At 66.3% G+C, this 12564-nt stretch carries 3 protein-coding genes; 1 reads left to right on the top strand and 2 read right to left on the bottom strand.

Annotated features, from left to right (window positions below):
* Positions 1-69: 69 nt before the first annotated feature.
* Together QM721_RS04535 and QM721_RS04530 are read right to left on the bottom strand one after the other, a co-directional pair.
* Complete coding sequence (locus QM721_RS04535; protein WP_415119415.1) at positions 70-501, bottom strand: hypothetical protein; 432 nt, start codon at positions 499-501, stop codon at positions 70-72.
* A gap of 35 nt (positions 502-536) precedes the next feature.
* The gene (locus tag QM721_RS04530; protein ID WP_415119413.1) at positions 537-12080 is read right to left on the bottom strand and encodes a GEVED domain-containing protein; all 11544 of its coding nucleotides are present in this window, start codon (positions 12078-12080) and stop codon (positions 537-539) included.
* Between QM721_RS04530 and QM721_RS04525 the strand changes: the two genes are divergently transcribed.
* Positions 12061-12519 (top strand): hypothetical protein, encoded by a 459-nt coding sequence (locus QM721_RS04525; RefSeq protein WP_415119411.1) that lies wholly within the window; start codon positions 12061-12063, stop codon positions 12517-12519. The two genes, QM721_RS04530 and QM721_RS04525, sit on opposite strands and share 20 nt — an antisense overlap.
* Positions 12520-12564 lie beyond the last annotated feature (45 nt).

The following is a 12564-nucleotide window of genomic DNA, read 5'->3' as shown; positions in this document are numbered from 1 at the left end:
CCGCCATGGCGGTTCTGGATCGAACGTCCTTAACCTGCAAGAAGACCCGGTGGGCCGACAGTTCGTGCCCTACTTCTCGATCGTGCCGAACTCGACACCCGGCACGCACTGGGTGGCGCCGGCCGCCACCGTGGCGGTGATCACGAACTTCTTGGTCTTGCCCGGCTTGAGGTTCTGAATCACCTTGAAACCGCGCCCCATCACGTCGCCGGTCGAGGTCGTCCAACTGATCGTGACCAGAAAGTCGGCTCGCTCGGCCTGCGACGAGGTCAACTCGCCCGAGACGGTCTGCTTGCCGGCTTGCGTCTTGCACTCGCCGAGGGTGAGGTCGCGCACCGCCCCCTGCGCCTCCTGCACCGTCGGCGGCGTGGGCAGATCGGTGGGCGAGACTCGTCCGGGATCGATCGAGGCCGCCGACGTGGACGGAGCCGACGTGGCGCTGCAGCCGGCACCGCCCAACACCAGCAGGGTGAGCGCAGCCGTGATCGTGATGGCCTTCATGATCTCCTCAAGGGTGTGTGGTTGGGTGCGCCGGGTCACGACCGGTCACCCGTGCGGCGGCGGCGTGCCACGACCAGCAGGACGGCTCCGAGCGCGAGGAGGCCCGCGCCCGCCAACCCGAACTCCAGTGCGGCGTTTGTGCCGGTCTGCGGCAGTTCGGGGCTGGCCGGCGCGTTGACGCCGATCGTCACCGAACTCTTGTCGCTGACCGACACGCAGGACTGCTGGTCGGGCATGTCGGGATCGACCGCGCAGAATTGTGCGGTGACCGTCGCCGTGTTGGTGATCGCACCGGCCTTGGCGTCGGCCCGGGTCACGGTGTAGGCGTCAGCGGTGCAGGTGGTCGACTCTCCGGGCGCCAGGCTGTCGGCCGGGCAACTCACCCCGCTGAGCATCGGGTCGCTCAAGGTGACATCGGTGAGCGTGGTGTTACCGGTGTTGGTGACCAGGAACGTGTAGTTGATCTGGTCGCCCTGGCTCACCTTGCCGGTGACATCCGCCGACTTCACCAGGCTGATCGCCGGGGTCTGCTCGATGGGGGTGGTCACCGTATCGTCGGTGGTCACCGGCTCTCCGGTGGGTGGCGTGCCGGTCACGCTGGCCGTGTTGACCACCGTGCCCGCATCCACGTCGGCCTGGGTCAGGGTGTAGGTGGCGGTGCAGGTCATCGAGTCGCCGGGCTCCAACTCGGTGCCCGGGCAGGTCACCTCGCCCACCTTGACATCGGTCACCGTGATCGCGGTCAGCGTCACGTTGCCGCTGTTGGCGACCAGGAACGTGTACTCGATGGTGTCGCCCGCGCTGTTGCCCGAGGGCGTGCCGGCCTGCTTGTGCAGGGTCAGCCCGGGTGCCGGGGTGATCGGCACGTCGACGGAATCGATTGCCGTCACCGGGTCGCCGGTCGGCGGGGTGCCCGACGCCGTGGCCTCGTTGTGCACCGTTCCGGCGTTCACGTCGTCCTGAGTCAACGTGTAGGTCGCCGTGCAGGTCGTGGACGCCAGCGGCGCCAGCTCCGTCACGGGGCAGACGACGGTGCCGACCTTCGGGTCGTCGACGCTGATCGAGGTCAGGGTCACGTTGCCGGTGTTGGTCACCACAAACGTGTAGTCGATCGTGTCACCCGCCACCTCGCCATTGGCCGTGCCGGACTTCTCCAGCGCGATCGCCGGCGTCGAGGGTATCGGCGTGGTCACCTCGTCGTCGTCCGTCACCGGGTCACCGGTCGGCGGGGTGCCCGTCGCGGTGGCCGTGTTGACCACCTCACCGGCATCGACGTCGGCCTGGGTCAACGTGTACGTGGCGGTGCAGGTCGTCGACGCCAGCGGCGCCAGTTCGGTCTCAGGGCAATCGACTGTGCCGGCCTTGGGATCAGCCACGCTGACCGAGGTCAACGTCACATTGCCCGTGTTGGTCACGGTAAACGTGTAGTCGATGGTGTCACCCACGCGGTTACCCGACGGAGTACCCGCAGACTTCACCAACGTCAGCGACGGCTCAGACGAAACCGGCGTGGTCACGGTGTCGTCACCGGCGACCGGATCGCCGGTCGGCGGGGTGCCCGTCGCGGTGGCCGTGTTCACCACCTCACCGGCATCGACGTCAGCCTGGGTCAACGTGTACGTGGCGGTGCAGGTCGTCGATGCCAGCGGCGCCAACTCCGTCACCGGACACGACACCACACCCACCTTCGGATCAGCCACGCCGACCGAGGTCAACGTCACATTGCCGGTGTTCGTCACCACAAACGTGTAGTCGATCGTGTCGCCCGCCCGGTTGCCCGACGACGCTGCCGCCTCCTTGTCGAGGCTCAGCGACGGCTCGGACGGCACCGGCGTGGTCGCCGAGTCGGCATCCGTCACCGGGTCACCGGTCGGCGGGGTGCCCGTCGCGGTGGCCGTATTGACCACCTCACCGGCATCGACATCAGCCTGCGTCAGGGTGTACGTCGCCGTGCAGGTCGTCGACTCGTCCGGTGCCAGCTCGGTCTCAGGGCAATCAACGGCGCCGACCTTGGGATCAGCCACCCCGACCGAGGACAGGGTCACATTGCCGGTATTCGTCACCACAAACGTGTAGTCGATCGTGTCCCCCACGCGGTTACCCGACGGAGTACCCGCAGACTTCACCAACGTCAGCGACGGCTCCGACGGCACCGGCGTGGTCACCGAGTCGTCATCAGTCACCGGGTCACCGGTCGGCGGAGTGCCCGTCGCCGTGGCCGTATTGACCACCTCACCAGCATCCACATCAGCCTGCGTCAGGGCGTACGTCGCGGTACAGGTGGTGGACGCCTGCGGCGCCAGCTCCGTCACGGGGCAGACGACGGTGCCGACCTTCGGGTCGTCGACGCTGATCGAGGTCAGGGTCACGTTGCCGGTGTTGGTCACCACGAACGTGTAGTCGATCGTGTCACCCGCCACCTCGCCATTGGCCGTGCCGGACTTCTCCAGCGCGATCGCCGGCGTCGAGGGTATCGGCGTGGTCACCTCGTCGTCGTCCGTCACCGGGTCACCGGTCGGCGGCGTACCCGTGGCGGTGGCCGTATTGACCACCTCACCGGCATCGACATCAGCCTGCGTCAGGGTGTACGTCGCCGTGCAGGTCGTCGACTCGTCCGGTGCCAGCTCGGTCTCAGGGCAATCAACGGCGCCGACCTTGGGATCAGCCACCCCGACCGAGGACAGGGTCACATTGCCGGTATTCGTCACCACAAACGTGTAGTCGATCGTGTCCCCCACGCGGTTACCCGACGGAGTACCCGCAGACTTCACCAACGTCAGCGACGGCTCCGACGGCACCGGCGTGGTCACCGAGTCGTCATCAGTCACCGGGTCACCCGTCGGCGGAGTGCCCGTCGCCGTGGCCGTATTGACCACCTCACCAGCATCAACATCAGCCTGGGTGAGCGTGTACGTCGCCGTGCACGTCGTCGACTCTCCCGGCGCCAACTCCGTCACCGGACACGACACCGCACCCACCTTCGGATCAGCCACCGCAACATCACTCAACGTCACATTGCCGGTGTTCGTCACCAGGAACGTGTAGTCGATCGTCGAACCAGCCGTGTTACCCGACGACGTACCGGCCGTCTTCTCCAGACTCAACGACGGCGTGGACACAATCGGCGTATCAGTCGAATCGGTCGGAGTCTCAGGATCACCCGTCGGCGGCGTCCCCGTACCCGTCGCCGTATTCGCCACATGCCCAGCATCCACATCAGCCTGCGTCAACGTGTACGTCGCCCTACACGTCGCCGACTCACCCGGCGCCAGTTCGGTCACCGGACACGACACCGCACCCACCTTCGGATCACTGACCGCAACATCGGTCAGGGTCACATTGCCCGTATTCACCAACACGAACGAATACACGATCGTCGAACCAACCGCATTACCCGACGGCGAACCCGCCTGCTTGTCCAACGACAACCCCGGCTCCGACGAAACCGGCGTCGTCACCGAGTCATCATCCGTCACCGGATCACCCGTCGGCGGAGTACCAGACGCCGTGGCGGTGTTGACCACCTCACCAGCATCGACATCAGCCTGCGTGAGGGTGTAGGTCGCCGTGCAGATCGTCGAAGCCCCAGGCGCCAGCTCGGTGTCGGGGCAATCAACGGCGCCGACCTTGGGATCACTGACCCCGACCGAGGTCAGAGTCACATTGCCCGTATTTGTCACGGTGAACGTGTAGTCGATCGTGTCACCCGCCCGGTTACCCGAGGGCGCAGCGGCCTCCTTGTCCAGGCTGAGCGACGGAGTGGACGGAACCGGCGTCGTCACCGTGTCGGTGGGCTCCTCCGGATCGCCCGTCGGCGGAGTACCCGTGGCCGTGGCGGTATTCACCACCTCACCGGCATCGACATCGGCCTGCGTCAGCGTGTACGTGGCGGTGCAGGTTGTCGACTCACCAGGCGCCAACTCCGTCACCGGACACGACACCACACCCACCTTCGGATCAGACACCGCAACATCGGTCAGGGTCACATTGCCCGTATTCGTCACGAGGAACGTGTAGTCGATCGTCGAACCAGCCGTGTTGCCCGTAGGTGTGCCGGCCTGCTTGTCCAACGACAACCCCGGCTCCGACGAAACCGGCGTGGTCACCGAGTCGTCATCCGTCACCGGGTCACCGGTCGGCGGGGTGCCCGTCGCCGTGGCCGTATTGACCACCGCACCAGCATCGACATCAGCCTGGGTCAACGTGTACGTCGCAGTGCACGTCGTCGACTCTCCCGGCGCCAGCTCCGTCACCGGGCACGAGACCGCACCCACCTTCGGATCAGCCACCGCAACATCACTCAACGTCACATTGCCGGTGTTCGTCACGATGAACGAGTAGTCGATCGTCGAACCAGCCGTGTTACCCGACGGCGCACCGGCCGTCTTCTCCAGACTCAACGACGGCGTGGACACAATCGGCGTATCGGTCGAATCGGTCGGCGTCTCAGGATCACCCGTCGGCGGCGTCCCCGTAGCCGTGGCCGTATTCGCCACATGACCGGCATCCACATCAGCCTGCGTCAACGTGTACGTCGCCGTACACGTCGCCGACTCACCCGGCGCCAGTTCGGTCACCGGGCACGACACCGCACCCACCTTCGGATCACTGACCGCAACATCGGTCAGGGTCACATTGCCCGTATTCACCAGAACGAACGAATACACGATCGTCGAACCAACCGCATTACCCGACGGCGAACCCGCCTGCTTGTCCAACGACAACCCCGGCTCCGACGAAACCGGCGTCGTCACCGAGTCATCATCCGTCACCGGATCACCCGTCGGCGGAGTACCAGACGCCGTGGCGGTGTTGACCACCTCACCGGCATCCACATCAGCCTGCGTCAGGGTGTACGTCGCCGTGCACGTCGTCGACTCCTGTGGCGCCAACTCCGTCAGCGGACACGACACCACACCCACCTTCGGATCAGCCACTCCGACCGAGGTCAACGTCACATTGCCGGTATTCGTCACCACAAACGTGTAGGCGATCGTGTCACCCGCGTTGTTACCGGTGGGCGTCCCACCCTGCTTGTCCAGGCTCAGCGACGGAGTGGACGTGATCGGCGTCGTCACCGTGTCGTCGTCCGTCACCGGATCACCCGTCGGCGGAGTACCCGTGGCGGTAGCCGTGTTGACCACCTCACCGGCATCGACATCAGCCTGAGTAAGGGTGTACATCGCGGTGCAGGTCGTCGACTCGTCCGGCGCCAGCTCGGTCACCGGGCACGACACCGCACCCACCTTCGGATCGCTGACCGCGACCGAGGTCAACGTCACATTGCCGGTGTTCGTCACCAGGAACGTGTAGTCGATCGTGGAACCAGCCGTGTTACCCGAGGGCGCACCCGCGGACTTCACCAACGTCACCGAAGGCGTCGACGCGATCGGGGTGTCGGTGGTGTCGGTGGGGGTCAACGGATCACCCGTCGGCGGCGTTCCCGTCGCGGTGGCGTTGTTGATCACCTCACCGGCATCCACGTCGGCCTGAGTCAGCGTGTACGTGGCGGTGCAGGTCGTCGACTCTCCCGGCGCGAGCTCCGTCACGGGGCACGACACCGTGCCGACCTTGGGGTCGGACACCCCGACCGAGGTCAGCGTCACATTGCCCGTGTTCTGGAGCAGGAAGGAGTAGTCGATCGTGTCGCCCACGGCACTACCCGTGGGCGTGCCGGCCTGCTTTTCGAAGGACAACCCCGGAGCGGACGGCACCGGAGTGGTGACCTCGTCGATCGCGGTCACGGGATCACCCGTGGGCGGAGTACCCGTCGCGGTCGCGGTGTTGACCACCTCACCGGCATCAACATCAGCCTGGGTGAGCGTGTATGTCGCGGTACAGGTGGTGGACGCCTGCGGCGCCAGCTCCGTCACCGGGCACGACACCGCACCCACCTTCGGATCACTGACCGCAACATCACTCAACGTCACATTGCCCGTGTTCGTCACGATGAACGAGTAGTCGATCGTCGAACCAGCCGTATTGCCCGACGGCGCACCCGCGGACTTCACCAGGTTGATCGCCGCCGCCGACGGAATCGGCGTATCGGTCGAATCCGTGGGCGTCTCAGGATCACCCGTCGGCGGCATCCCCGTAGCCGTGGCCGTATTCGCCACATGACCGGCATCCACATCAGCCTGCGTCAACGTGTACGTCGCCGTACACGTCGTCGACTCACCCGGCGCCAACTCCGTCACCGGACACGACACCGCACCCACCTTCGGATCAGACACCGCAACGTCACTCAGCGTCACGTTGCCCGTGTTCACCAGAACGAACGAGTAATCGATCGTCGAACCAACCGCATTACCCGACGGCGAACCCGCCTGCTTGTCCAACGACAACCCCGGCTCCGACGAAACCGGCGTCGTCACCGAGTCATCATCCGTCACCGGATCACCCGTCGGCGGAGTACCCGTGGCGGTAGCCGTGTTCACCACCTCACCCGCATTCACATCAGCCTGCGTCAACGTGTACGTCGCCGTACACGTCGTCGACTCACCCGGCGCCAACTCCGTCACCGGACACGACACCACACCCACCTTCGGATCACTGACCGCAACCGACGTCAACGTCACATTGCCGGCATTCGACACCACAAACGAGTAGTCGATCGTCGAACCCGCCGTATTGCCCGACGGCGTGCCCGCAGACTTGTCGAGCGTGATCTGCGGCACCGATGCGATCGGGGTGTCGGTGGTGTCGGTGGGGGTCAACGGATCACCCGTCGGCGGCGTTCCCGTCGCGGTGGCGTTGTTGATCACCTCACCGGCATCCACGTCGGCCTGAGTCAGCGTGTACGTGGCGGTGCAGGTCGTCGACTCTCCCGGCGCGAGCTCCGTCACGGGGCACGACACCGTGCCGACCTTGGGGTCGGACACCCCGACCGAGGTCAGCGTCACATTGCCCGTGTTCTGGAGCAGGAAGGAGTAGTCGATCGTGTCGCCCACGGCACTACCCGTGGGCGTGCCGGCCTGCTTTTCGAAGGACAACCCCGGAGCGGACGGCACCGGAGTGGTGACCTCGTCGATCGCGGTCACGGGATCACCCGTGGGCGGAGTACCCGTCGCGGTCGCGGTGTTGACCACCTCACCGGCATCAACATCAGCCTGGGTGAGCGTGTATGTCGCGGTACAGGTGGTGGACGCCTGCGGCGCCAGCTCCGTCACCGGGCACGACACCGCACCCACCTTCGGATCACTGACCGCAACATCACTCAACGTCACATTGCCCGTGTTCGTCACCACAAACGTGTAGCCGATCGTCGAACCAGCCGTATTGCCCGACGGCGTACCGGCCGTCTTCTCCAGACTCAACGACGGCGTGGACACAATCGGCGTATCAGTCGAATCGGTCGGAGTCTCCGGATCACCCGTCGGCGGCATCCCCGTACCCGTGGCCGTATTCGCCACATGACCGGCATCCACATCAGCCTGCGTCAACGTGTACGTCGCCGTACACGTCGCCGACTCACCCGGCGCCAACTCCGTCACCGGACACGACACCACACCCACCTTCGGATCAGACACCGCAACATCACTCAACGTCACATTGCCCGTGTTCACCAACACGAACGAGTAATCGATCGTCGAACCAACCGCATTACCCGACGGCGAACCCGCCTGCTTGTCCAACGACAACCCCGGCTCCGACGAAACCGGCGTCGTCACCGAGTCATCATCCGTCACCGGATCACCCGTCGGCGGAGTACCCGTGGCGGTAGCCGTGTTCACCACCTCACCCGCATTCACATCAGCCTGCGTCAACGTGTACGTCGCCGTACACATCGTCGACTCACCCGGCGCCAACTCCGTCACCGGACACGACACCACACCCACCTTCGGATCACTGACCGCAACCGACGTCAACGTCACATTGCCGGCATTCGACACCACAAACGAGTAGTCGATCGTCGAACCCGCCGTATTGCCCGACGGCGTGCCCGCAGACTTCACCAACGTCAGCGACGGCTCGGACGTGATCGGCGTGTCCGTCTCGTCGGTCGCCTGCACCGTGGCTGGCGTGGTGCCGTCCGGCGCCGTGCCCGTCGCCGTCGCAACATTGCGCACGGTGCCGGCATCGATGTCGGCCTGGGTGAGTGTGTACGTGGCGGTGCAAGTCGTCGACGCCCCCGGCGCCAGCTCCGTCACCGGACACGACACCGCACCCACCTTCGGATCACTGACCGCAACCGACGTCAGCGTCACATTGCCGGTGTTCGTCACGTCGAAGGTGTAAGCGATGGTCGAGCCCGCCGTATTGCCCGACGGCGCGCCGGCCGTCTTGTCGAGCGTGATCGCGGGCGTGCGCTCCAGCGGAGCGGTTGCATCGTCGGTCGCCGTCGGCGGCGTCAGGCCGGCCGGCGGCGTACCAGTGACGGTCGCGGTGTTGTTCACCACGCCGGCGTTCACATCGGCCTGGGTGACGGTGTAAGAGGCGAGGCAGTCCATGCTCGCGCCCGGCGCCAGGGTGCTGACCGGGCAACTGATCGATGCGACCTTGGCGTCGCTGATGGCGACGTCGGTCAGCGTGGTGCTACCGGTGTTCACCACGTGGAAGGTGTAGACGATGGTCGAACCGGCGGTGCTGCCGCTCGGCGTGCCCGCGGTCTTGTCGAGGGTGATGCTCGTGGTGCGGGTGATCGGCAGGTCCACCGAATCTGTGGCGGTGGGCGGCGTCATGCCGGCCGGCGGAGTGCCGGTGGCTGTGGCCGTGTTGGCGATGTGACCCGCATCGACATCGTTCTGGGTCAGCGTGTAGGTGGCCGTACAGGTGGTGGACTCCCCCGGCGCCAGGGTGGTGGTCGGGCACGACGCGCCAGACACCTTGGGGTCGTCGATCACCAGGCCGGTCAGCGTCACGTTGCCCGTGTTCGTCACCACGAAGCTGTACGGCACCGTCGACCCGGCGGTCTGGCCGGTCGGCGTGCCGGCCTGCTTATCGAGGGCGATGCTGGTGCTGCGGGTGACCGGCACGGTCTCGCCGTCGGTGGCCGAGACCGGCAGCCCGGTACCCACCGTCACCGCGTCGACCTGGGCGGTGTTGACCACCGATCCGGCGTCGACATCGGCCTGGGTGAGGGTGTAGGTGCCGGTGCAGGTGGTGGACGCTCCGGGCGCCAAAATCGTCACCGGGCAGCTCACGCTGGGCAGCTTGGAGTCGGTCAGGGTCACGTTGGTGAGGCTGGTCGCACCGGTGTTGGTGATCACGAAGCTGTACGCAATGGTCGAGCCGGCGCTGTTGCCCGAGGGAGTCCCGGCGATCTTGTTCAGCGCAATGGATCGAGTGGGGTCGAGCGGAGTGACCTGGGTGTCGGACGCCGTCGGGGGCGTCATGCCGGTGGGCGGAGTGCCGGTGGCCGTGGCGGTGTTGCTCAGCGAACCCGCATCGATGTCGGCCTGGGTCAGGGTCAACGAGCCCGAACAGGTGGTAGACGCCCCCGGCGCCAGGGTGGTCACCGGGCACGTCACGCCGGACACCTTGGGATCGGTCACGGTGACCGCGGTCAGCGTGACGTTGCCGGTGTTGGTGACCAAGAAGTTGTAGTTGATCAGGTCACCGGCATCGGGGGTGCCGTTCGCGTCGGTGTCGGTGAACCCGGAGAATTGCTTGTCGAGGGCGATCCCGGTGGTGCGGGTGACCGGAATGGTGTTGGTGTCGGTGGCGGACGGTGCGCTCAGCCCGGTCGGCGGAGTGCCGGTGGCAGTGGCGGTGTTCGTCACCGTTCCCGCGTCCACATCAGCCTGGGTGACGGTGTAGGTCGCCGTGCAGGTGGTGGACGCGCCCGGCGCCAGGGTGGTGACCGGGCAGGTCACTGTGCCGACCTTCGGGTCGCTCACCGCCACCCCGGTCAGCGTGGTGTTGCCGGTGTTGGTGACCAAGAAGGTGTAGGCAACCGAAGCCCCCGCAGCGGCCCCCGTGATGGTGCCCTGCTTGTCGAGCGTGATGCCCGTGGTGCGGGTGATCGTGCGGGTTGCCGAGTCGGTGTCGGTGACGGTGCCACCGGTCGGCGTGGTACCCGAGGCCGACGCGATGTTGTTGACCACCCCGGCATCGACGTCGGCCTGGGTGAGGGTGTAGCTGGCGGTGCAGGTGGTGCTGGCGCCGGGCAGCAACGAGGTCGCGGGGCAGCTCACCGTGCCCACCTTGGCATCGGTCACCCCGACCGAGCTGAGGGTGACGTTGCCGGTATTGGTGACCAGGAACGTGTAGGCGATCGTCGAACCGACGGTGTTGCCGCTCGGAGTGCCCGCGGTCTTGGTCAGGTCGATGCTGGGAACCGCGGTCAGGGTCTTGGTCTCGGTGTCGGTGTCGGTGACGTTCGACCCGGTGGGTGGCGTGCCGGCCACCGTGGCGGTATTGACCACCGAGCCGGCGTTGATGTCGGCCTGGGTCAGGGTGTAGGTGGCAGTGCAGGTGGTGCTGGCACCGATGGCCAGCGACGTCACCGGGCAGCTCACGCTGCTGACCTTGGTGTCGGTGACCGCGATGCTGGTGAGCGGCGTCTGGCCGGTGTTGGTCACCAGAAAGCTGTAGCTGACGGTGTCGCCGGCGTCGGCGCGTCCGTTGGCGCCGAGGTTGACGGTGCCGGTCTTGTCGAGGGTGATGGCCGGACGTCCGTTGGTGAAGTCACAGGTGATCACCGCATTCAAGACGGTGGCCGTGGCGGGGATCGTGTAGGTCGATCCCGACAGGCTGCCGACGCTGGTGCCCGCGGCGTTCGTGCAGGTCGCGCTCGACAGCGCCCAGTCCGACGGAATGGTCGACTCGTTGATGGTCGCGGCCGACCCGATGGTCGCAACGCTGAATGCCTGGGTGCCGGTGGTGGCAGTGTCGCCGTCCACCTGCACGGCGGTGCCGGCAGCGGTGGTGGTGACCGTGCCGGTGGTCTGGGTGGTATTGGTCAACGTGAAGCCGAACGGGCCGCCTGCGGCACCCAAGGTGGTCTTGCGCAGAATGATGGTGGGCCGCACGGCCATCACCACCGGGTAGTCCTCGACCTCACCGGAGGCGGCCAGGCCGGTGGGGCTCTGCGCCGCGGTGGCCACGTAACTGGTGCGGAACCGGGCGTAGGTGCTCCCGGCCGTCGTGGTTGCGGCGATCGGCCAGGTCAGGGTCGCCGAGGTCGCGCCCGCGGCGACCGTGGCGCACTGCCGCTCGGTGGTGGTGGTCGCGAAGGCGCCGTCGCGGTCAATGTCGATGAAGCCGCAAACGGTGGCAGCCTTCGACACCCCCGACAACGGCACGGTGAGGGTGTAGTCGTTGGCCTCGCCGGCCAGAATGCCCGGCAGCGTGGTGAACGCGTCCTCGTCGTCGAGGTTGTCGGTGTCATCGCCGGTGGCGCCGGTACCGGTGAACGGGCTGGCGGTGGCATTGCGGGTGTTGGCGTTGTCTTCGTCGATGATCGAGCCGAGCTTGAGGTCGCCGATCACGTGCGCCGGGGCCTGGGTGCCGTTGTAGCTGCTCGGGGCGTCGCCGAAGTCCTGCGGCAGAGTGACGGAGAGGCCGAACGCGTCGCCGGTGTTGGAGCTGTTGTTGGGGTTGCTTGCGTTGGCGTTCTTGACGAATACCGCCGACACGTTAAACACCATTGAGGTGACCGTGCCGTTGACACGGACGCTGCCGCACGCCGCGGTCGCAGCAGACGCGTACCCAGTGCCGTTGCTGGTCGTCGTGCAGTCAGCACTGACGCTGTCGTTGGTGGCCGTGATCCGGCTGGAAGTCACCGAGAACTGGCTGTTGCCGGCCAGCCTGGTCAGGCTGAGGCCGGATGTTGCCAGATCGAGAACAGCGTGCAACTGCGACTGCCCCGTAACGGAGACCGTGCCATTGGGCGATGTGGACGTGGCCGTGGAGACTCCACCGATCCCGGAAAGGTGCAGAACCGGGTTGGTCACGGGCTGGCTGAAGGCGACTGTGATCGTGCCCAGGCCCGAACAGGTGCCGGTGGAAGCGCAGGTTCCGGTGTTCGCCAACGGCGCGGTCACGCTGTCCGTGGCGAGAATCGTCGGGCTGTAATCGGAAGACGTAAAGCCGCGCGACGCGAAAGTCCCCGTGCCATTG

The sequence above is a fragment of the Micropruina sp. genome, from assembly GCF_047602085.1.
In the GTDB taxonomy this organism is placed as follows: domain Bacteria; phylum Actinomycetota; class Actinomycetes; order Propionibacteriales; family Propionibacteriaceae; genus Micropruina.
Note: the sequence above shows the minus strand (reverse complement) of the source record. Positions and strands in the feature narration are given on the sequence as shown.

What these genes read in the sequence shown, in the direction of transcription:
- QM721_RS04535 (WP_415119415.1), bottom strand. Translation starts at nt 501, where the DNA reads ATGAAGGCCATCACGATCACGGCTGCGCTCACCCTGCTGGTGTTGGGC.